The organism is Turicibacter faecis, assembly GCF_037076425.1.
Taxonomy (GTDB): Bacteria; Bacillota_I; Bacilli_A; order MOL361; family Turicibacteraceae; genus Turicibacter; species Turicibacter faecis.
Genome location: NZ_AP028127.1, coordinates 1,170,345 through 1,193,222 on the forward strand (window position 1 = coordinate 1,170,345; position 22,878 = coordinate 1,193,222).

Below are 22,878 nucleotides of genomic sequence, written 5' to 3' on the forward strand. Positions count from 1 at the left end.
AAAAAAGGAATCCCAAGAAAGTTCATTCTTAGGATTCCTTTTCACATGTGATGCCCAAAAGGGGGCACTTGATGGGAAGAATCAGATCGAAAGATTACTTTTTTGACGTAAAGACAACGCGTCCATCACAACATAGACCGTTAATTTATTTTCTTTGTCAAAAAAGTTAATCATCTTTCCACCTCTTTCGATTCAAATTAAAAAAAGTCAGCAGGGGCATGTCACTATACATCTACGGTATCCTATCCACGCGGCGCTTTAGAATCAATTTTCATCGGACGCATACTAGGTCTTTACCGCCGATCCCTAAAGTGAGAAAGGCCGATGTTTCATCGTGATTTTGTTTCCCTCAATACACAGTAATTTAACATAGAAAACAAAGCATGTCAATTCCAAACAGAATGAATCTTCTTTTTTTCGTCTGAAACGGTTGCCATTTTAGGTTCTCATTCGAGGGGGGCTTGTCATATATTATAGAAGAGGGGGGTGTTTGTGTATGCTTAGTCAAACAATGTTGCGTATTAAAAGAAATATTGGAACGTGTCTCTCCGAAATCGATGAAATTATTGAGCATTGTCAGGGACTGCTTGAAAACAATAATATAATTATTTTAATTAATGGGGAACTTTATCATAAATTAGAAGGAGAATGTGCCAAGTTAACGAAGGTTCGCCACGCGTTATTTTATATTTACTCCAATTTAGAGACAGAATTTACGTCTTATGTCCTTGATTTAACGTTAGAAGGTCATGAACTGATTAAAAAAATTAATGACATTATTGAATGCATCGAGGAAAAATGGAATGAAGGGGACATAGACATCAATAAATATATATTAGCCCAGGCGATTGTGAGGTTACACTTAGACGGGGATGTGGTGATTGATATCGATGATTTAGAACGCGTCCTTCAACTTCCAAACCATTATTGGCTCTGTCTTTATGTGGTCAACGAGCGGGACATCAGGGTTTGCCACTACTCAGCATGGAAAACGAAGCAGGAGGCACTCCTTTTTGCGATGCAGATGAATGGATGCGGAAAGGATTATGTGATCAATCGATTTGAGTTAAAGATTGTTTAATCATTGAGGAGAGAAGGTGTTCAAATGGGGGAAAGCATATTTGAATATACGGATAAAGATGGGGTAGAGTTACAGGTTTATCACTGTAAGTTATACGATGAATACTTTATTCGAGTAGGGGAGCGGATTGTTGAAGTCGACCCTACTGTCTTAAGTGAGTTGCGCGATGTTTTAACTAAATTAACAGATACAATTTTATAATGAGGCATCAAAAAAGGGGATCTCACTTCGGTTCCCTTTTTTTGATAGAAGGTAAACTGGCGTCCTTATACGTTAGTTGGAAAGAGTCGCATCATAAATGAAAAAATTCATGTCGTGTACGCCCTCTTTAATTGTCACCTTCTTTTTTAGCTCGCAACGGCGCGTCATCCCTTTCCGTTCGTAAAAGGCAAAATTGCAACTTGTATCCGTAAATAAATAAAAGTCGTGTAAGTATTCTTGATGAAGGTAATCTAAAAATGCTTGATAAAGCAGTTGCCCGAGTCCCATTCCTCGGTAACTCGAATCGACCACAAATAGCGCTAATTCAGCTGAATACGTTTTTTTACATTCTTTTAGTAACTGTTGATCAACAGTACTTACGTTGCCAAATAATTGGGCTACCTGGCGTCCTTCTCGTGAGGCATAAAGGTGAAGAATGGCCTGAATCTGTCGCAATCGTTCATAAATAGAACACCGATGGGTAAAACAATTTTTACCTAAAATGATTCCGACCGGGGTTCCTTTATATAAGGCAACCATTGAAAAGGTTTGATTAGCCAAACAACTTCTTAAAAAGACGGCCGCCATTTTACCGGCTGTCTTTGAGTCCGTTAACTGGTCATAGTGCCAAGTTTGTCGAATGATCCTCGTTAAAGGTTTAAAATCTCTTTCTTGATACGGTCTAAAGCTTAAGTCCATCTGATTTCCTCCTTGTTTTTATCTTGAACACTTTATATAATAAAGTTTACAGTTACTGTAAGGTCAAGGAGGAAATAAAAAAATGAAACCATCCCATTTGCTAACGGTCCAACAATTTTCAAATTTACATCAGGTGAATAAACGGACCTTGCACTATTATGATACCATCGGCCTTTTTTCCCCAACACAAAAAGGTGAAAATGGGTACCGCTATTATGACACGACCCAAAGTGTTCATTTCGAGTATATTCAATTTCTCAAAGGATTAGGGTTGAGTTTAGATGAGATTCGCACATATTTACAGCAGCCCAATGCCCAAGACTTTTTAAAGTTGGCGGATGAAAAGTTAGGTGAGTTGGCGAGACAGATAAAGCAATTACAGCGTCAATGCGAGATCTTACAGTTAAAAAAAGAGCAAGTAGAAAAAAGTCTTCACCCGGTGGAGGAAAAGATTCAGATCGTTGATTGTCAAGAAGACGCCATTGTTCTTTTAGAGGTGCGTCAGGGATTGGAGGACACTGAATTTTTCAAAAAAATCAAGGAACATTTTTCAATGGAGCAGTTACCATTAGGAATAGGAACGGTTATTTCATTAGATGGCGTGCGTCAACAGGGGATTAATTCTCATGAAGGATTCTTTTTTAGATGCTTTGAAGAGACGATCCCTTCTACTTCATTAAGAAAACCGAAGGGGCGTTATCTTTGTGGGTATCACCGGGGGACGTGGGAAGGGATTCCCGCTGTTTATGAACGGATGCTTCACTTTGCAAAGGAACATCATCTTCAGTTAGGGGCATACGCTTATGAGCGGGGATTAAATGAATTTGTCATTGAGAGAGAAGAGGAGTATTTAACAGAGGTCATGATTCCCATTCTTGAAGAAAAAGTTGAAGATTAAGGGAGAGATCCCTCGTTACGGACAAATCCCGCTCAACTTTCCCTAAGAAAGAAGCTTCCTCGTTTATCAGGCATATAAAAAAGCGATCGCTCTTTATTTAAAGGCGTCGCTTTTTTCTTATTCTTTTTCTTCTGTTCCTAAATGAAAGCTTAAATTTTGAATGGTTAAAGTTAATAGTTCAACCTGAGCTAACATTTTATAAATATGATACTCAAAAATAGGATCGATCGGTTGTTCTAACTGGATAGATTTTTGGCACCCCGTATTAAAGAACTCAATAATTTCCATCTTATTTTCAAAGGTCATCTCTGTTTCTTCATGATTGAGTTTAGCAATACACTTCGCGTGGAAATAAATATCGTGACAGGCATCAATCGAACATTTTAACTGTTGAAGGGAAACGGGATGCTTATGAAATTTTGTATCTTCACAATAATTATGATAAATTGCATTTAAGCGATTTAATTCTAAATTTAATGGTTGCATATTTAAATCTTGATGAATTAAAATATTCTTTACTAATTCAAGCGTTAAAGATTCGATTTTTTCAATCTCTGAGGTGAGTCGCCCGAGGTAGTTAGGCTGTGCAATGACATAATTCACCACAATTCCAACAATAATTCCAATCGACGTATCCGTTGTTCTTAATAACGAGTACACCAGCGGATCGTGATCGGCGGTAATTCCCATAATAATCGATAAGCAAACCGTGGTGGCGATGATAATCGATGCACTGATTTTACTCCTATTACAACAAACAATCGTTACAATCATCGCAATTCCAACAAAGAGGGGAGAGTTTAACTGAAAAAGGGCAAATAAATAACCAATGATTGCACCTAGAACCGTTCCTAATAAACGGTTTTTTCCGGCAACGAGCGAACTTTTCATCGTATTTTGCAATGCGAAAATCGTCCCAATGACTGCATAAAAAGCATTACTTACTAAAAAAGTATGGCCAAGGGCGGCAGTAATCACAACCGCAATTCCCGTTTTAAATGTTCGCATTCCAATAAATGAACTAATTCTCATCTTTTTCGCTCCTTTGACTCCTTTAAAAACTGACTACTTACTACTATATTACTGATTTTTCAAGGAATCAATAAAATATCACAAAATTTTGATAAAAATTGTTTATTCGGCCACACTAACATTGATTGTTTTTACGAAAGGGGTTTTTAGTGATGAATCAGTCGATACCATTTCCTAAAAAGGCGAAGCCACAAGTTCAACATCAACAGCCAGGAATCGAGTCTGTCATGGATCCAGCACCTATTTATGAGCATCCGGACTATCAAAAGGAGGCCCGCCTACAAGATAAAGTAGCGATTATTACTGGTGGAGATTCAGGAATCGGTCGCGCGGTAGCTGTTGCTTTTGCCAAAGAAGGGGCGGACCTTGCCATTGTTTATTATAACGAAACCGAGGATGCAAAAAAAACGAAGGAACAGATTGAAAAATTAAACCGACAATGCTTATTAATTCAAGGAGATTTGGCAAATGCCTCATTTGCGCAAGACATTGTTAATCAGACATTAACAACGTTTGGAAAAATTAATATTTTAGTTAATAATGCTGCCGTCCAATATCCCCAAGCTGATATTACCCAAATAAAAGATGAAGAGTTACATCGTACATTCGATGTGAATTATTTTGGAACCTTTTATTTAACACGTGAGGTCATTCCCCATTTAACAGCGGGAGATAGCATTATCAATACGACTTCTGTTACCGCCTATGAAGGCCATGAAATGTTATTAGACTATTCATCCACCAAAGGGGCATTAACAGCATTCACCCGCTCGTTAGCGATGAATTTAGCACCTCAAGGAATCCGCGTCAATGCAGTAGCACCTGGGCCGATATGGACCCCGTTAATCCCTGCATCTTTCGATGCGAAAAAGGTCGCCGAACATGGAACAAGCGTTCCTATGAAGCGTATGGGACATCCTGTTGAATTGGCGGGGGCTTATGTTTTACTCGCTTCAGTTGAAGGATCTTATATGTCGGGAACAACAATTCATATTAATGGGGGAACCATCACTAACAGCTAAACGAACATTCGTTCACACCTCGTGTGTGAAAAACTATCCCTCAGTGAGCGTTAAACACAAAAAAATCCGGTCTTTTCCCTCCCCAGAACCCAAAAAACAAATGATCGTTCGTGACAGAGGAAGGAGGTTCAACTCATTAACAAACACACGTTCGTATAACAGATATTCATGATGTCAAACATACGTTCGTAAACAAAATCAACAGACACGAAGCGGTAATATGTTATAATAAAAAGGCGTGCAATAACTAAGAAAACAACATGCTGACAATGATAGGGGGCGTTCGTACGTGAAGCCTTATTTATTACCCGTCCTTTTTACTCTCCTTATGAGTGGGTTAAGCCTATGGGTGGAGCAAGGAGCCTACACGCCATCAACCCTTGGCATTCCGACGGTTCAGGTCGCTGATTACTCCGTCGGTTTATTAACGCTTGAGGAGCGATGTGTGGATGAAAAAAACCAGCAGGTGATCTGTCACCAATTAACGGATATTCAAGAAGGAGATATTTTAATCACTAAATCTAATCACACGCTATTTTACCGTCACGGACACGCTGGGGTTGTGATTGATGCGAAAGAGGGACTTGTTTTAGAGGCGCTAGGCTACGGAGAAAGCTCCACGCTTGAACCATTAGAAAAGTGGAACTATTATCCGACAGTTAAAGTTCTTCGATTAAAGGATGCTAGTCAACGGGATCGGTTAATGTCTCAAAACTTCACTCCTTTTTTAGGCATTGATTATCATCTTTTTGCTCGAAAAGCCGATTTATCGGCGACCCATTGCGCCGATATTGTGTGGAAAGTTTTTAATCAGATTGGCATCGATGTAGATAGTAACGGCGGGTATTTTGTGACCCCAAAAGATATTGCAAAGAGTCCTTATTTTTTTGAAATCGCGTCCTATGGTTTTGAAACTGAAGGAGGTTGGTCGTAATTTCTGACTTTTTATGTGAAATTCATACGTTTTTTTCATTAGCATCCGAATGCATTTTAAGTTAAAATAGATGAGGGCAATTTTTATGGGAAGAAGGGGAGTTTAAAAGTGCCATTAGCAGAATTAAAGTATATCGATACTGCTTTATTAACATTAGATAAGAAGCGGGATCATTTTGAAGTTATTTCAAAATTATTGAAAATAGAATTTAATGAAATTATGAAATTGTATTCGAAGGATTTTTTAAATATTACGACACGTGTCAAAGGACATGATAGTTTAAAGGAAAAGATTCTTCGCCAGGGGTACTATAAAAAGTTTGATGATCCAAAACATTTAATCTATCAATTATCGGATTTGATTGGCGTTCGCATTGAATGCCGATTTGAACAAGATGAACGCGAGATTTTTAAAGTCCTTAAAAAACATTTCGATGTGCGAAATAAAGAGGGGGGATATTATAACGAAAATAATCCCCATATTAAGCTTTATCTCGATGAACGACAACCTCAACGTCAAAAGAACGGGTTTAAAATTTTTAGAATTGACGGAGTGATCACGGATACCGATCACGATTTGCCATTTGAGTTGCAAATTAAATCGCTCGTTAACTTGTTTTGGAGTGAAATTGAACATAAAATTATTTATAAAAACTATAATGTGTTATTAGTTGACGATTTACTCGTTGAAATGATGCATTCGATTAAAAATAACCTCGCGTTACTTGATAAACAGTTGCTCTCAATCTATCGCAATGTTGAACAACGCCAAACCGATGGGGATTACCAACGTCGTAATCTCGAAGAGGCGATGGCTAAAATGTGCAATGATATTTTTGCGGCTCAACTTAAAGAGCAATTAGGGATGAATGTCAATATCAAAAAGGCATGTCAAACGATTATGAAGTATACGTTTTTTCCAAATGGAATGTTTGAGATCCAAACGGTTAGTGATTCTTTAATTAAGGCGCTTGAACGTCTGTCAGAAATTTCAAATGATAAGGTTGAATTTAACGTTCCGATTGTGTTTTCACGAGAACCGGTTTATCATTCAACTTTCTCACAACTCGTGGGGCCTTATTTTCGAGAGGTTATGAATAAAGAGTTTCACTGGAATTTATTTTTCAAAATCTTATTTGAAATCGAACCGCAAGATAGTGTCGATGACTTTGAAAAGTTTTTATCTTTCTTAGAACAAATTTATCAAACATCGCCTGCCATTACACGGTTAAAAAAGACATTATCCTCGCAGTTTGGGGATAAAGCACCACTTATTATGGATACATTAATTGAGACTTTAGCAGATACCATTATTTTAATTGATGATGTAGAATGTATTTATGAACATAATCTAACGAAGGTCACGTCTATTATGGCGGAAACTTTACGTGATATTACCTCACAAATTTCCACCTATGATCAATGGCTCGTTCAGGAAGAGACTGTCCTTTTAGAATTTAAGCAAAATTTACTTGAAGAATTATCATAAAAAAAGCAAAAGCGATTTCTCGCTTTTGCTTTTTTTAATCCATAAAGTATGATTTTATTTCATCATGTTGTTGAGTCACACTCAGAATAAGCATCAGTTGAATTCGAGCCTTTTGACCATTTAAATTACTTGCTAAAATAGCTCCAGCTTCGATTAACTGTGCACCTCCACCCTCATATCCATATGATCCTAACACACGCCCCATTGGACAACGTGAAACAATCACAACTGGAATATCACAAGCCAGGGCGCGATTGATTCCGTCCATCATCATTGGGGGAACATTTCCGCGTCCCATCGCCTCAATGACAATTCCTTTTGCTCCTTGGTCGACCAAGAAATTTAAAAGTGTACTGTCCATTCCTGAAACAGCCTTCAATAAATGAACATTCGTTTCAATGGCATGTGTATTCACATGTTTCGTTGGAGTAGATTGTTTCTGATAATAGATGACATCATCTTGATCAACAATCCCAATTGGACCAAACTCTAACGATTTAAATGTATCCAGGCTCATCGTATGGGTCTTAGTTACCGATCGAGCACTATTCACCTCGTTATTTAGGACAACTAAAACTCCTTTTTTTCGCGAATTAGGATGAACGGCTGTACAAATAGCGGCTGCTAAATTACTTGGTCCATCATAACCAAGTTCTGATCCATTACGCATCGCACCGACGACAACAACTGGTTTTTCAGAGTCAATGCACACATCTAAAAGAAACGCTGTTTCCTCTAAATTATCCGTTCCGTGTGTCACAACAACCCCCACAATGTCTTCTTGTGACAATTTAGATTCAACGACCTCTTTTAATTCCATCATTTTTTCCGGCGTCATATGCGGACCCGGAAGTTTACCAAATTCGACAATATCAAGTTCAGCCACTTGATCAATATTCGTGACCATTGACATGATATCCTCACTTGACATCGAAGGAATCGCGGCCTTCAGACGTGGGTCTACTTTCATTGAAATGGTTCCACCTGTAAAAATCACTGCTACTTTGTTTGCCATAAAAAAAGCCTCCACGTTCATTAGTTTTTATCGTACTACATAATATTGTACTCATTATACATAGGTGTTGCAACTATTTGTCAAAAAATAGAAAACAATTTCCTTAACCCCTTATTTTTGATAACCAAGAACAAATTCATCATGACGTTCACGAAAAAGCAGCGGGAGAAAAAAGGGGGGGCATAACCATTAAAGGGTAGCAGGCACCGAACGGTGAGCTAAACCGATCACCACATCATCAAGATGAAGTAATCCAATACTTAAAAAGACGCATACCGTTAAATGTTCTCCGCATCGCGCAATGGAAATCTTTCCTCCAGCATTCAGTCCTGTCGCTTTCATTGAAACTTGCATAATTGCATCACGAGCAGCACCTGCAACAGCCCCATCTAACACACAGGACTCCTTTGTCACATGCGTTTTCCGTGCGGCAATAATCGCACGTTCAATGATTTTTGGGATAGACTGAATCAAATTGCCACCAATATCAACAGCTGTTACTTGAATGCCTTGTCTATTTAAATCTTTAATTAGCTGCTCCTCCTCCTGACGACTAGACGTCATTGAAACTCGGACAGCAGCTTTAGCAACATCTAAACTACTAAATGACTTCATCGTGTAAAATCCTCCTTATATTAAATAACTATATATAGACGCCGAAATCGACCCGCGAGCCAAAAAGGATTCTACCTCAATAGCGGTACCCTATAGCTTTATCAGAGCATCAACTAAGTATTATGGGGTCACCTAACATTCATCATTTTATTTTAAAGAACTATCTCTTTAAGATTACACCTTTTTTCAATAAAATACAAAGTTTTTTCGATCTTTTTAAAACAAAAAAAAACACCATTGCCGGTCAATGGTGTTTTAGGAATGTAGGTAAAGATAAGGAGTGTGAGCACAAAATTGGCTCAAATCTATTATACGTTCAATTGGATAAGGCTTCAATAAAATCTCGTGACTGAAACTAAACAAATCTAATGGAATTGAAAGAGGATTCCCTTTTCTTACAACTTCAACTCGCTTTCGACACAAAAAGGACACATTTTATTCTTACTCTTCGGTAGAATAGGGGATTTTGTAGATTTTTTAAAAGAGGTTAGGGTCAATTCGATTGGTTGTAGACTTTAACGCAGAGTGGGCGGGTCCCGATACGACCGCCCCGGTTACATCAAGTCGTGAACCATGACAAGGGCAATCCCAAGTTCGTTCGGCACGATTAAAGGATAGTTCACATCCCAGATGAGGACACGTAAGATCAACCATCCATGTTTCACCTTGCTCATCCATATAAACCCCATATTTTCCTTCATCCAGTTTCAAAACAACCGCTTCACCTGGGGTAAGTTGGGATAAGTCTTCTTCCGCTCTTAACTTTCCTTTAACGAGCTCCCACGCCGTTTGGGCATTATAACGAATAAGGTTTTTGATTTGAAGGGCGATGTGTTGACGGTTAGGGTTAAAAAGAGAGGCATACGGCGACTCTTGTCCTAAAATTAAATCTTTCAATAAAAGCGCAGCAACCGTCGAAGTCGTCATCCCCCATTTTTTAAATCCAGTTGCAACAAAAATCTGATCGCCTTGTTTCATCTGACCAATATACGGAAGACGGTCAACGGTGTCATAATCTTCTGTTGACCAACGATACGAAATATTTGAAGGGGCAAAGTGTTGCGTTGCAAACCTTGTCAGCGCCTCATATCGAGTCTTTGTCTCTTTTTCTGTTCCGGTGCGATGATCTTCCCCACCAACTAATAAATAATTTTGATACGTTCGAATGGATCGGGTAGGTTGCCCGTAAGAAAGATACATGCCTTCAGGCATATTTTTTACACCTTCACACGCCATGAGGTAAGATGTTTGTGCCTCCATCTTAGCAAAAAGGAAAGATAAGTCATCATAAAAAGGGTAGTGCGACGTTTGAACAACCTTTTGTGCCTCAATTTCATAACCTAACGACGTGCACACGGTAAGGGTCCCGTCCTTTTTCTTAATATCGGTTGCCGCAGTCTGCTCATAGATCCGAATGTTTGGGTATGTTTGGATTTCTTCTAAAAGAGCCGTCGTGTATTTAACCGGATTGAACTGGGCCTGATTCTCTAATATCAATGCACATTCAATGGGGAAGGGGAGATCCAATGTCTTAACTAATCGTCCCTTTAATCCTAGTTCCTGATAAGCGGCGTATTCTTTTTCAAATAACGGAATATCGTGGGCGTTTTGAGTGTAAATCGCCGAAAACTTTCGTTCAAACTCACAATCCATGCGATGCTGTTTAATGGTTTGGGAGATAAAGTCTAACGCTTCAAGTTGAGCATTTGCATAACACTTTGCATCATAATGGCCGAATGTGTGGATCAACTCATGATAAATTAAGTCATGTTGGGCTGTCACCTTGGCCGTTGTATAAGCTGTCGTTCCGCTTGAAACACGATCTGAATCTATTAAACAAATCGTGAGAGGGGTGTCTTTTAATAAATAAGCCAACGTGATCCCGGTTATGCCGGCACCGACAATACAGATGTCAGTTTTTGTATGTTGGGAAAGGGGGGGATAGGTTGATGTCTTCTGAGATAAAGACCATAAAGACTGATGCATCGGTAAAACCTCCTAACTATTAATCATTATCCGTCTTAAGCTAACTAGACCTGCCATTCACCGTTTATAAGCCTATCTAAAAGATAATCAGGCTATCATCTGCTTCGTCTATTCATCTGGCAACCTCTGAAAAGCGAATTGAGACTTAGATAGAGATATGCCCAAAAGAACTGGATCAGACGGACATGTTTATCTAATAGTGTGAAACAAGTCTGTTAAACTATGTATGATCAGTTACTATTTTGCAAAAAAAACATAAACTGAGCGTTCATAAAAGATTTCCCTTTATAAATAACCATTTCTTGATCATCTATCCATAACTTCTCATAAACTTCATTATGTTAACTTACTAATAGTAAAACTATTAGTAAGTTAACATAATATATATTATCGGTAGTTGTGTCTGTTTAAAATTAAACAGCGTCATATCAACGTTTATGAGTTCATCAAATCCGTTAAATTCGCCTTTTTTTATAAAAACCGTGGTCAAATTGGGGTCAAAACTCAAATATTTTAAAATGATTCTGCTCTTTTTTAAAACTAGATGGAGTCATTGGAATCACGCCTCTTACTTCGGTAATTTCGTAATAAAACGTGCGTAACCTGTTGCGTTTTTTATTCCCTTGAATGTGGTTCCCTTTATTTAATAATCCCTCCTTTTATTAAGTCGTGGGGAATTCCCTTTAAAGACTCCCTCTTAAACTTGTGGCATACAAAAAGGACCTCCATTTGAGATCCCAATAATCGATGATACACTAATTCATAAAGCGGCCTTTTTCTTCCTTTTTTAATTCGCGCCCTTTGGACACTTCTGTTTTTACGATTTCCCACTCCACCTTCAACATTTTTTGGTATTCATCAAGCAGCTTGCGATAAGCAAAGTCTGATAAATCAGCTTCTGTTAAAACCGCCGTCGTCAGTTCATTCAAAAGAGTTAAAATCTTTCCATCCTGGGCCCAATTTAAATACAACTTTAAATACGCATCCAACTCCACAACTTCCTCTTTAATCTGATGAAGTTGCCCCCTCGATGCTTTCTTATCAGAACTTAACATTCGACTATTTTTATATTGCTCAATAAGCGAACAATACCTCGAAACAGCGCCCTTAATATCATGCATCCAGCGTAACTTCTCTTCCGTCATCCTCGCGCGAGATTGCGCCTCCTGATTCATTTCAAGATTACATCTGACAATAATTAAAATTCCGAATAGTGCTAAAACAATGACTGCGATTTCTTCCATAACTAACCCTCCCTACTCAATAAATTATTCACGGCCCCCCCCATTTATGAACTAATTCGTTTAAAATTATCAGTTAACATGTCATTTCTCTATCACACCCTGCATATAGTAGAAAAGTCGGCATAACTGATTTTTTCACACAAACGATGGGCACGAGTTGTCCATCTTTTTTTTTGAAGAAAATAAAGACCGTTTATTTAAATTCCGCTTCCTGATGTATGACTTAGGACTCTTTTAGGCATACTGTAAGCATATGATTGTTGCTCAAGAGGAGGCACCTAACATGAAACGCAACGGTTTACTTTTAACGATGACCTTCCTATTACTTTGTGCCTGTCACCCCTTAACCCAGGATTCAATATCCCCTACTAATCCTACGCCGCGGCCTACTCAAATCCAACAAACAATCATTCAAATCATTGAACAACAGGAGTATGATACCATCCATTGGATAAGCAAGGAAGATATTCAAAATTTTATCTCTCTCAACCCCTCATTCATTGAAGAGTGCTACTTATCGTATGGAACCGATGACTTAAAAATGAGTGATCTTTTTATTATCAAACCGATTCATGGGAAGAAAAAAGCTGTCATTGACGCATATAAGATTCATCAACAATATCGGATGAATCAAAGTCTTCTCAATCAGGATGAGGCTAACTTTAATAAAGCCCAAAATGCCCTTATTTATGAACATGATGATTATTTAATTTTCCTTCTCTTGAATCACCCACTTCAGGCTCAAAAACAACTGAATGCCGTCCTTGACTTAAAAACAACTAAAAAATGTCAATGAATTCATTGACATTTTTTAACGAATTAAAATCCCTTCTTCCTTCGCCATTAACGTGTATTTAGTTACAAATTCGGATTTAGCTTCAGTATACGCATCCCGGTCGTTAGGATATTTCTTCCATAAAGTCAATTTCAGTTGTTCATAAGCGCTAGCAATTTCGGGATGTTGATTTAAATACGCACAAAAGTATCGTTCATCGTGATCCCCCAATCGACGCAAATGAAGATGAAAGACCTTTTCTGCGAATCCTTCACTCGTGTACCCTTTGTTAAAGGAAATCCTTCCCGGCATTTTTGACATACACTGATATCCTGACGCAATCAATGTCTTTTCAACCTGCACGAGCGCCACATCATCGGCCACCTCTATTAAAAGATCAATAATGGGTTTAGCCCAAATGCCTGAAATGGCCGTGCTCCCAATATGGCTTATCCTCACCTCTTCGCTTAATGAAAGGAGTTTTTTTAAATAATGAGCTTCTTCTTCATACCAGTTAATCCAATGAGGTTGTGGCTCACTTAATTGAATGGGAAAGAGTTGCCATAACTCTTCTAAGCTCATTTCTGATAAGTCTTTTTGCATGTTATTTCGTTCCTTTCTACGTTTTTTTCTTTTTAGGTTTGGGCAGAGGAATATCCGGATACATCACCTCTAATAATCCCGCCACAAAGGATCGAGAATCAAGATGAGGAACGAGAAGCATCGGTTTTGCTCCAGCATAAGGAATCGTATATTCTGGTGTTTGAACATAATTAATGGCTGAGAGGATGGGTTTTACTAAAAATTGATTATTATAAATACCACCGACTAACTTTTGACGATAATAAATGAGATACTCTCCCATCATCGCTCGACAGCGAATGTCTTCTAACTCAGATAATTGTTCTAACACATACTGAACATAAGATGGACTTGATGACATAATTAAAGACCTCCCTACTCGATGGACTAAAGCAACGATTCATTCAAGATATAAAAATGAAAAGTTGACCTCTATTTAATATAGAAAAACTGTTTATTTTTATACAAACAGCGTCCATGCCGTATAGTTTTGTGCCCGCCGGTTATGCTAGTTAATGAAAATTAAGCAGGATAGGTGATAAAAATGGAAAATAACAAGGCAATTCTTAAAGAGTTAAATAAATTTTTAAAAGGAATTAAAATGGGGACCGAGACATTTAAAAAATATGAAGAAAAGGCTCAGGATGGAAAACTAAAACACCAGTTAAGTCATATCCTTTCGATTTTTCATTCACACGATCAAAAAATTTCTACCGCCGTTTTAGAATTGGGCGGAAAAGTCCACGACTCGTTAGGCATTGAAGGTGAAATGGCCCTGATGTTTGAAAAATTAAAAGAGGTCTTTGTAGATACTGATAAAGAAATCCTTGAACATGCCGTTAAAGCGATCGATATGGGAAGTAAAAATAGTGAGAAGTCATTAAAAGCGTTAAAAGAATTAACGCCTCCAACTCAGGTGACTGAAGGAATGACCGAAATTGTAAATGATTACAAAACAACACTAAAAACACTCGAACACTTTAAATTTTAACACCATGAAAAAAAGCAGAGGACATCACTCCCGCTGCTTTTTTCGTTTAATTCCTTACGACGTAAATTCTAATAGTTTCAAAATATGTTGGGCGATATTCCGCTCCACCCCAATCGAAGGATAGGAATGAATATGGATAGCCGGATTGAAGTTCAGTTCAATAATCGCATAAGGGGATTCCTCATCGCCCTCACGTTCAATCATCATATCGACCCCACAAATTTTCGCACCGACCACTTGGGCGGCCGCAACAGCAATTTCTTTAAATCGTTGAGGCATGACATCTGTAAAATCGATACTATCTCCACCCGTACTAATGTTAGAATTTTTCCGCAAATAAACAGTCTCACCTTCTGCCGGAATATCCTGAACCGTTCGATGACTTTGACTTAGGAAAAGCTCAACTTGTTCATCTAATTTAATTTTTTCAAGTGGCGTTTTATACCCTTGTCCGCGTAAAGGATTCTCATTCTTTTTCGCCACCAATTCAGCAATGGTATGAATTCCATCTCCGATAACATTGGCTGGGACACGGTGTAGGACACCTACCACTTGATCATCAATCACAAGAAAACGATATTCTTTACCAGGAATAAATTCTTCAACCAGAACCGTCTGATCATGAGAAAACGCTAACTGTAATGCCTTTTTAAGAGCTTCCTCTGTAGCCCCCGTTTGAAAAATGCTAATTCCAAGTCCGAAGTTCGTCGATTTCGGTTTAATCACAAGTGGATGCCCGCTAAACGTTCCAATCGATTGATAGGCATCTTGCAAGTGATGAAACTCACTTCCTTTGGGAACGCGAATCGCCCCTTGTTCCAAAATTTTTTTTGTGACTAATTTATTTTCCATCATTAAGACAGAGACATAATTATCCTTTGATGTCTTAGTCGCCTGTTTCACATATTCCATTCGCTCTCCCTGTCCAAGAGAAATAAAATTTTCAGAGGCATCTAAAACATCCACGCAAATTCCTTGCTTGATTGCTTCCTTCATTAAAATTTGTGTCGATAACTCAAGATCTTCATACCCTAACAATCGAAATCGGCCATCGTTCGCCTGTTGCTTATACTCCCGCGCTAACGAAAGTGGTGCTTCGACCCCGCCCATTTGTTGTTTGCGTTTACGCATGGAATAGGCCCACGTAAAGGGATAACTTAACGCGCGTTGTTTGATAAGTAAGAATTCGTTTTCCCCTTGGAGTGAGAGTTTTTTGTTTAACTGCTCCATTTCATTGAAGATGGCTAACGTCCACTCCCGTTGACTAATCGTATGCCCTTGGCGTTTTAATGGCGTATTGTAATCGAGTCGTTTAGACACCCGCTCTTGATTTTGTTCTCCTTCTTCCCCCCATGATTCATCGATTTCCTGAGTTAAAAGGTAAATCATAAATAGATGAAGGAAACGAAGATCCCCTTGTGAAATCCCACACGGATCAAAAGGATTTGCTTGTAACTGCTTAATCGTTAAAGATGGCCCTTCCCCTTGAGCGATTTCAATCGTTGAACGAAAGAGAGCCGTCAAAAACCAGCGATAATACCTGGCGCGCTGAGTCATCTGCTGATAAAAACCGTGTTCCTCTAATGACCCCTTCATCAAATGATGTAACGGTTTCGCATAAGAATAATGATACGAAAGTATGCCCTCTTCTCCTTGTTGCAACGTAAGTGGCTGCCAGAAGTATCTATGATGAGGTAACTCTAATAATAATAAATGATGCAAATTAAGTAAAAACGCGTAGCTTGCCTGTGTCCCTAAAAGGGCAGGTGTTTGGAGGATGATTCCCCCATCCTTTGGATCCATTTTAAAATAAGGATGCTTGGTGTGAAGAAATGAGCAGGTTGCCTCAACAGGTTCCCCGTTTTCATTCACAACATATCCCTTTCGCGTCAATTGAATGATCGGTGTCATGTCGATGGTCGGATTGATCATCTGAAGTCGTATCTTTTCCACTTAACAATCGCCTCCTTACGATTCGTCGGTATAAATAATAGGACATACATCCCTTTAATAGACTTGATATTGCAATTGATAACCAAATGCCAGTGACTCCAAAGGGTTTCATGAGTAACAGGGCAAGTGGAATTCGAAGACAGGTAAATATAATGCTGATCAGTGCAGGAATGTTCGGACGCTTAATTCCTGTAAAGAAACCGTTTAATACCATTTCAATGGCACTGAAAAGTTGTGAACAAGCAATGACTTGTAGATAGTGACACGTCATCCTAATGGGGTGTTCCTCTTGAATAAAAAGTAACGTCAAGGGGCGCGGAATCAGGATAAACAGTAGCGATGCCACAGCGGCATACCCTACGGCAAGCCCTAATGCATAGTTAACTCCAATTCGGATACGGTCGTTTTGTTTTGCCCCGTGATTTTGTCCAACAAAGCTTGCAATCGCACCATTAATACCTCCAATAACCATAAACACAATGGATTCTAGTTGGAGACCAATTTTTTGCGCAGCAATCGCCTCTTGTCCGAATATCGCGATGCATTTGGCAAGCACAATATTAACAAATGTAAATAATATGCGCTGTAATGCCATCGGAAACCCAAGTCTTACGATGTCCCATGCCGCTTTTCGCTCAAACCCAATCGAGGGTTGAAAGCGAAATAGCGGACGGAAACGGCTATAAAAAAGAAGCGTCATGACTCCATTAGCTATTAGCGAGGCCCACGCGGCACCGCTCACCCCTTGCCCACATCCGTAAATTAAAATCGGATCTAACGTGAGATTTAATAAGATTCCAATTAAGTTAATTTTCAAAACTTCTTGATTATTTCCATGAGCATTGAGTAGACGGGCGTATAATAAATTAAAGAAGTTAAAAAAGAGCATCGGGGCACTAATTAAGAGATAATGAGTCGCCCCTTGCGAAACGCCCGCATGGTTTAAATCTAAAAACCCAATCAGTCGCTTGGCACTGAGTGTAAGGAAAAGCGCATAAAGCGCCCCCACTATTAAGTTAATGAGCGTTCCAGCGTTTATATAACTTTTAATTTTTATTTTATTCTTTTCTCCGATAGCATGAGCCACGCTAATCCCCGTTCCAATCACGACAAAGGATTGAATCGCATAGCCAAGACCAATGAAAAAGGTTGATGATCCTACACTTGCAACGGCCTCACTTCCAAGGCGCCCCACCCATAGCATATCTACTAATTGATAGGTAAACTGTAGAAGTGAGCTCCCGATAATGGGAAGAGCTAGCGTCAATAGGAGGGTAGAAACCCTCCCTTGTGTCATGTCTATTTTTTTCATGCTACTCCTCCTTTTTTTGCTGACTAGCTCGGTGAGGAGCCTGCGTTTTTTGGTAACATTTTTGTCCCCCTGACAGGTTATAAACGCATTTGAATCCATGATTAATTAAAATATTTTGGGCGGCATTTCCAGTCACACCTTTATTACAATACGTCACGACAGGTTGTTGTGGATTCAGTGTCTTTAACTGATCACGAAGCTCACTTTGAGCGAGGTGGCGCGCCTGAGGAAGATGATTTTTTTCATATTGCGCTCGAACTCGCGTATCAATGACCTGAATTTCTTCCCCCTGTTGCAATCGTTGATGAAGTTCCGTCGGAGTCATCAGAGGACGACCGTGATTTAGAGCATTGTCTAGTGCCATTCCAACGTAATGGACAGGATCTTTTGTTGTTGCAACTTGCGGAGCATAAGCTAAATCCAGGTGGAAGAGTTCGTCGACTGTCGCTCCATAGGTGATCAATGTAGCAAAGACATCAATACGTTTATCCACCCCATCGTATCCAATCGCCTGAACACCGAGCAATTTTTGCGTTTTTTTATCGGCAATCGCTTTAATCATTAGCTCCTTTCCTTTAAAATAAAGAGCTTTATCCGGCTTAATGGTATGGCAGATTTCAAGGTCAAACCCGGCCTGTCTCGCCTCGTCTTCTGAAAGTCCCGTTCGTGCAACTGTTAAATCAAACACGCTCACAAGGCTCGTGCCAAGACTTCCCTGATAACTCAGCGTTCCCCCAGTCACAACATCTCCCGCGATTCTTCCCGTCTTGTTCGCTGTTGACCCGAGCGGATGGTACATCGGTTGTTGCGTTAATCGCGAAAACGTTTCAATGCAATCACCGCAGGCGTAAATAGCTTCCTGACTCGTTTTCATCGTTGAATCGACTTTAATGGCCCCAGTTGTTCCCAGTTCAATGCCTGCTTTTTTTGCTAAGGTCACATTCGGACGAACCCCCGTGGCCAAAAGAACAAGGTCGGCTGATAAAGAGGTACCATCTTGCAACACCACGTGATCTTGTAAAATTTCTTGAATCGTTGTTTGTTTTAAAAGATTCACGCCCTTTTCCAAAAGTAAATGTTCAAAATAATGCGCCATATCCGGATCAAGTCCGATCGACAACTGTTGATTTTTTTCAACCAATGTGACAGAGAGCCCCGCTGAAATAAGTCCTTCTAACATTTCTAACCCGATAAACCCACTCCCTACAATGACAGCCGTTTTAGGATGATAGGACATTAAGTGTTGTTTAATCGTTAAAGCATCCTGTGCGCTTTTTAACGCATAGACATGCGATTGCTCCATTCCTTTAATAAGTGGAAAAGACGGCGTCGCTCCTGTCGCTAAAATAAGTGCGTCATAACGATCCGTAAACTGACGATTTGTTTTTAAGTCTTTGACCTGAATTTCTTTTTTTTCAGGGTCAATTGCAAGAACTTCATGAGCTGTTTTAATTTCTACAGCATAGCGTTCCTTGAAAAAGGTGACATCCCGTGGTGTTAAGGTTTGAAAAGAATCAATATTTCCTCCTATATAATAAGGAAGACCACAACTCGAATAGGAGATAAGCTCTCCTTTTTCATAAACGCTAATCTCAGCCTGCTCGTTATTTCTTCTTGCTTTTGCTAACGCAGACGTTCCCGCTGCTACGGCCCCAATTACAATAATTTTCATTTGTTAACTTTCCTTTCCTTCTTCTGTTATTGAAAGCAGTTGACTTAATTGTCTTAAAAGTTCCTTTTTACCTGCCTCGTTCATTCGATAATAATTCCAAGTCCCCACTTTTCTTGATTGAACAAGACCACAACTAACCAGGATCTTCATGTGATGAGATAACGTCGGCTGTGAAATTTGAAAAAATTCTAATAACTCACACGCACACCGTTCCCGTTGTACTAATAGGCCTATAATCTTTAGCCGATTCGTATCCGATAATGCCTTAAAACACTGGGCTGCCTCTTCCTCCTTCACTCTATCCCTCCTTCTTGAATCCTTAACTCAAGAGCAAATGCTCATTGCTATTTTTATTCATTGATCAATCAACCATTTTTTAAAGCCTAAGCTAATCGATTAAATCCATATATATAGATAATTATCTATATATACACGTCAAAAAGCAACAAAAAAAGCAGATGATTTATCATCTGCCTCCTATTTTTATGATTCTAAAATCCTTAATGCAGTTTCAACGGATTCATAAACCCCTTTTAAACGATTCATCTCAAATAGCGCCCCCTCAATTTCACTCATACTTTTCCCTTCAGAACGTAATCGGTCAATGAGATCCTGCGGGGCCTCATAACGCGATTGTAAATCCCGTTGGGCTTGTAACAACTGTCTTCTTATCTCTCTCATAACAAACTCCCTTAATTATATTCTTCCCCATTTACTTAAAACCAAAGAAGTAAACGATATCATTGTAACATTTTTCACTTATTTTGTCAAATTTGATTTAAAAATAACCTAGTCGGACCCAGTTGACTCATTTCTAAAGAGAAAAAAAGGGAGAGGAGCCCGTTGTTTAAAAAACTTTACGTTTCTTCCCCCTTTCATTAACACGACTAGATGCCCAACGACGACGTTTTACATCACCACTTAAATATTTATCTCCCTCATCTTTGAAGCCTTGAGCCCACCGTACACGTATCCGGTACGGCTATTCATAGAACAAACACGCTTTATTAGATGTTTTAACTCTTCTTTTGACACTAAGAGGATACCTAATACAACAGTCTATCTCCTTACATCTCCTCAACTACTAAAGTTATTAGTCAGGCGAATGCTCAACTTTTACAGTAAGAAACAAAAGACAAGAACTGTTGAAAGGAGATTTGCGCCCGCGTGAATCAAAATACCCGCAAAAAGGCTCCCGTCTGACTTCGTTTTCTTTAACCAGCCAAGTGTCCACCCGATACCGGCCGTTAATCCCACAACTAAAAAAATAGGCCCAATGCTCTGATTTAAGACTGAAAAACAATGAATCAGTCCAAAAATCGTGGCCTGTAACAGATTTGCCCATCCCCAATTGATCCATTGTCCAAACAATTCTAACAAAAATCCCCGAAAGAAGATCTCTTCCGAGAGAGCTGTTTGTATACAAGCCCACAAAACAAGGATTAAAATGTTTTGAACGCTCCACCCACTTTCTAAAAAAGAATCCACAACAAATCCACTATAGGTTAAACATCCTGTCTGATAAAGCCAAAGATACGGAATAAAGACCCCAAGGCCGATAGCTGTAAACAAGATAAACATCCATTTGAGTGGCAATCCCTTACCTATTTTAAGTCCTATCCAAGAAAAGAAGCCGCTAAATGCTCGACGAGAGCACACGTAATAAAGAAATGGAATCGCCATTAGCAAACCGACTTGTAATAAAGCACTTATAAGCTGATTCATTAAAATCATCCTCTAACCCCCTGACAGAAAAATGATCCACTTGATGAAGTGGACCATTTTTTTCTATTCGTTTACTATTCACTTTCGACTAAATTTGATGCTTCATTGTGAACGTGTTGATTTGAATATGAATCTTCTTTACCCGGGATAAAACTCATTACTACCCCAACAACAATGGTTAAAACAACAACTCCCCATCCTCCGGCAACGAGGTGTGAAAGTGGATATCCCGAATAAGGCGTTTGAAGATTTGTGATTAAGTAAGTGATGCTAATAAATAAGAAAATGACAGGGCAAATATATTTAATGGCAATATCCCACCAAACGCCATATTTAAAATCTGTATTTTCATTTAAATACCCGCGTAATTTTTTAGCACCAAACATCCATCCCAAGGCGAGACATTCAACGAAGCCAATGGCGATTAAATTAAAATCATTGACGAAGTGATCGACAATATCTAACCAATAAAGTCCAGCACGTGTTGCAAAAATTAAGCTAGCTAAACATCCGATGACGCATAACCAAAGTGTTGTTTTCTCTTTGTTCCACCCAAATTTATCAACTACTGCTGTAATAATCGCCTCCATAATTGAGAAGGCTGAATCAATCGCAAGCGTGAATAACATAAGGAAAAAGACTAATGAGAATAAAATGACCCCAAGACTTCCTCCAGGCATTTGCCCAAGCGCTTCTGGATAGGTCACAAAGGCTAACATAATTCCCGTATGACTCATATCAGAAATTGCAACACCACTAATTTGTGCTAAATAACCTAAAGTCCCGAAAGCGGCAAATCCAGATAAAAAACTGATTGCGGCATCAGCAAACCCAATAATCATAGCATCTTTAGTTACTTCCGCATCCTTACTTAAGTAACTTCCGTAAGCGATCATGATTGAGAATAAGATACTTAAACTAAAAAATATTTGTCCATAAGCAGCCGCCCAAACATTAACATCGAGTAACTTAGACCAATCAGGTGTTAAGTAGTAACTTAATCCCTCCCAAGACCCTGGAAGCGTCACCGCACGAACAATTAAAATTCCTAATAAAATGACAGGTAAAATAACGGTATACTTCACAATCTTTCCGACTGATGTGACACCATGACGAATACAATACCACATACAAAACCATCCAATCACTAATGCAATAACAACAATTGGACTAAATCCACCTAAGTCAAACATACCACTTGAAACCTGTAAAACATCCCCCGTAAAAACATCAGCAGCTGCTTTTTCCATCCAAGGTGATCGGAAAGATAATCCAACATAATCAATCACCCAAGCCAAAACAACCGAATAGTAGGCACAAATACAGAAGGCAGTAACCACCCCCCACCAACCAATCCATTCAAACTTCTTGTTAAGTTTGGCTAGTGCACCCGGTGCACCAGACTGAAATCTTTTTCCAATTGATAACTCAAGTGCTAATAATGGAATACCTGCTGTTAGCAAGGCCACAAAATAAGGGATTAAGAATGCGCCTCCTCCATTTTGATAGGCAATTCCCGGAAAACGCCAGGCATTTCCGAGTCCGACAGCCGATCCGATTGCCGCCATAATAAAGGTTTGTCTCGAACTCCATTGTTGACGTGCCATACAAAATTCCCCCTTTTTCAATCATTTAGTCCCCTTTTTACAGTAA

At 39.1% G+C, this 22,878-nt stretch carries 23 protein-coding genes; 8 read left to right on the forward strand and 15 right to left on the reverse strand.

Features of this window, described 5'->3' with window-relative positions:
• Positions 1-496: 496 nt before the first annotated feature.
• Positions 497-1,081 (forward strand): hypothetical protein, encoded by a 585-nt coding sequence (locus tag AACH31_RS05625; protein ID WP_161832048.1) that lies wholly within the window; start codon positions 497-499, stop codon positions 1,079-1,081.
• A gap of 24 nt (positions 1,082-1,105) precedes the next feature.
• Positions 1,106-1,282, forward strand: a complete 177-nt coding sequence (locus AACH31_RS05630; RefSeq protein ID WP_161832047.1) for a hypothetical protein — start codon at positions 1,106-1,108, stop codon at positions 1,280-1,282.
• Positions 1,283-1,354: 72 nt separating this feature from the next.
• Here the strand turns inward: AACH31_RS05630 and AACH31_RS05635 are convergent, their stop codons facing one another.
• Positions 1,355-1,981 carry a GNAT family N-acetyltransferase gene (locus AACH31_RS05635; protein WP_161832046.1) on the reverse strand — a complete coding sequence of 209 codons (627 nt, stop codon included), beginning with the start codon at positions 1,979-1,981 and terminating at the stop codon, positions 1,355-1,357.
• Positions 1,982-2,063: 82 nt separating this feature from the next.
• Between AACH31_RS05635 and AACH31_RS05640 the strand changes: the two genes are divergently transcribed.
• Entirely contained in the window at positions 2,064-2,879 is an 816-nt protein-coding gene (locus tag AACH31_RS05640; RefSeq protein ID WP_338618050.1) for a MerR family transcriptional regulator, read from the forward strand.
• Between the two features lie 117 nt (positions 2,880-2,996).
• Here the strand turns inward: AACH31_RS05640 and AACH31_RS05645 are convergent, their stop codons facing one another.
• Entirely contained in the window at positions 2,997-3,911 is a 915-nt protein-coding gene (locus AACH31_RS05645) for an FUSC family protein (protein WP_161832044.1), read from the reverse strand.
• A 152-nt stretch (positions 3,912-4,063) separates the two neighbouring features.
• Between AACH31_RS05645 and AACH31_RS05650 the strand changes: the two genes are divergently transcribed.
• The 3 genes from AACH31_RS05650 to AACH31_RS05660 all read left to right on the forward strand — a co-directional run bounded on the left by AACH31_RS05650 (position 4,064) and on the right by AACH31_RS05660 (position 7,355).
• The gene (locus AACH31_RS05650; protein ID WP_161832043.1) at positions 4,064-4,933 is read left to right on the forward strand and encodes an SDR family oxidoreductase; all 870 of its coding nucleotides are present in this window, start codon (positions 4,064-4,066) and stop codon (positions 4,931-4,933) included.
• Between the two features lie 289 nt (positions 4,934-5,222).
• Positions 5,223-5,867, forward strand: coding sequence for a YiiX/YebB-like N1pC/P60 family cysteine hydrolase (locus AACH31_RS05655; RefSeq protein WP_262953416.1), 645 nt, complete (start codon positions 5,223-5,225; stop codon positions 5,865-5,867).
• A gap of 108 nt (positions 5,868-5,975) precedes the next feature.
• Complete coding sequence (locus AACH31_RS05660; RefSeq protein WP_338618052.1) at positions 5,976-7,355, forward strand: GTP pyrophosphokinase; 1,380 nt, start codon at positions 5,976-5,978, stop codon at positions 7,353-7,355.
• Positions 7,356-7,389: 34 nt separating this feature from the next.
• On the opposite strand, the gene AACH31_RS05665 is transcribed toward AACH31_RS05660, so the two are convergent.
• The 4 genes from AACH31_RS05665 to AACH31_RS05680 all read right to left on the reverse strand — a co-directional run bounded on the left by AACH31_RS05665 (position 7,390) and on the right by AACH31_RS05680 (position 12,215).
• Entirely contained in the window at positions 7,390-8,370 is a 981-nt protein-coding gene (locus tag AACH31_RS05665) for an asparaginase (RefSeq protein ID WP_338505709.1), read from the reverse strand.
• Between the two features lie 189 nt (positions 8,371-8,559).
• Entirely contained in the window at positions 8,560-8,985 is a 426-nt protein-coding gene (locus AACH31_RS05670; RefSeq protein WP_161832040.1) for a HutP family protein, read from the reverse strand.
• A 477-nt stretch (positions 8,986-9,462) separates the two neighbouring features.
• Positions 9,463-10,971, reverse strand: coding sequence for an FAD-dependent oxidoreductase (locus AACH31_RS05675; RefSeq protein WP_338618054.1), 1,509 nt, complete (start codon positions 10,969-10,971; stop codon positions 9,463-9,465).
• Between the two features lie 755 nt (positions 10,972-11,726).
• Positions 11,727-12,215: a hypothetical protein gene (locus AACH31_RS05680; protein ID WP_161832038.1), complete on the reverse strand. Its 489-nt coding sequence runs from the start codon at positions 12,213-12,215 to the stop codon at positions 11,727-11,729.
• Positions 12,216-12,498: 283 nt separating this feature from the next.
• Here AACH31_RS05680 and AACH31_RS05685 point away from each other — a divergent pair, with 283 nt between their 5' ends.
• The gene (locus tag AACH31_RS05685; RefSeq protein WP_161832037.1) at positions 12,499-13,011 is read left to right on the forward strand and encodes a DUF4358 domain-containing protein; all 513 of its coding nucleotides are present in this window, start codon (positions 12,499-12,501) and stop codon (positions 13,009-13,011) included.
• Positions 13,012-13,026: 15 nt separating this feature from the next.
• Here the strand turns inward: AACH31_RS05685 and AACH31_RS05690 are convergent, their stop codons facing one another.
• Together AACH31_RS05690 and AACH31_RS05695 are read right to left on the reverse strand one after the other, a co-directional pair.
• A complete protein-coding gene (locus tag AACH31_RS05690) occupies positions 13,027-13,593 on the reverse strand; it encodes a GrpB family protein (RefSeq protein WP_262950489.1) in 567 nt (188 codons plus the stop codon).
• 16 nt (positions 13,594-13,609) lie between these two features.
• Complete coding sequence (locus AACH31_RS05695) at positions 13,610-13,933, reverse strand: TfoX/Sxy family protein (protein ID WP_161832035.1); 324 nt, start codon at positions 13,931-13,933, stop codon at positions 13,610-13,612.
• Between the two features lie 183 nt (positions 13,934-14,116).
• Here AACH31_RS05695 and AACH31_RS05700 point away from each other — a divergent pair, with 183 nt between their 5' ends.
• Entirely contained in the window at positions 14,117-14,563 is a 447-nt protein-coding gene (locus tag AACH31_RS05700) for a PA2169 family four-helix-bundle protein (RefSeq protein WP_262950487.1), read from the forward strand.
• A gap of 54 nt (positions 14,564-14,617) precedes the next feature.
• Here AACH31_RS05700 and gshAB read toward each other — a convergent pair whose 3' ends face one another.
• From gshAB to AACH31_RS05735, 7 genes are all read right to left on the reverse strand, one after another.
• Positions 14,618-16,516, reverse strand: a complete 1,899-nt coding sequence (gene gshAB / locus AACH31_RS05705; protein WP_161832033.1) for a bifunctional glutamate--cysteine ligase GshA/glutathione synthetase GshB — start codon at positions 16,514-16,516, stop codon at positions 14,618-14,620.
• Positions 16,428-17,828, reverse strand: coding sequence for an MATE family efflux transporter (locus tag AACH31_RS05710; RefSeq protein WP_161832032.1), 1,401 nt, complete (start codon positions 17,826-17,828; stop codon positions 16,428-16,430). Before AACH31_RS05710 ends, gshAB begins: the two co-directional genes overlap by 89 nt.
• A gap of 1 nt (position 17,829) precedes the next feature.
• Positions 17,830-19,500 (reverse strand): FAD-dependent oxidoreductase, encoded by a 1,671-nt coding sequence (locus tag AACH31_RS05715; protein ID WP_262950486.1) that lies wholly within the window; start codon positions 19,498-19,500, stop codon positions 17,830-17,832.
• 3 nt (positions 19,501-19,503) lie between these two features.
• On the reverse strand, positions 19,504-19,797 hold the full coding sequence (locus AACH31_RS05720) for an ArsR/SmtB family transcription factor (RefSeq protein ID WP_262950485.1): 294 nt from the start codon (positions 19,795-19,797) through the stop codon (positions 19,504-19,506).
• 186 nt (positions 19,798-19,983) lie between these two features.
• Positions 19,984-20,181, reverse strand: coding sequence for a hypothetical protein (locus AACH31_RS05725; protein ID WP_161832029.1), 198 nt, complete (start codon positions 20,179-20,181; stop codon positions 19,984-19,986).
• A 435-nt stretch (positions 20,182-20,616) separates the two neighbouring features.
• Positions 20,617-21,234, reverse strand: a complete 618-nt coding sequence (locus tag AACH31_RS05730) for a CPBP family intramembrane glutamic endopeptidase (protein ID WP_262950483.1) — start codon at positions 21,232-21,234, stop codon at positions 20,617-20,619.
• A gap of 65 nt (positions 21,235-21,299) precedes the next feature.
• Entirely contained in the window at positions 21,300-22,832 is a 1,533-nt protein-coding gene (locus AACH31_RS05735) for a sodium-dependent transporter (protein ID WP_262950481.1), read from the reverse strand.
• Positions 22,833-22,878 lie beyond the last annotated feature (46 nt).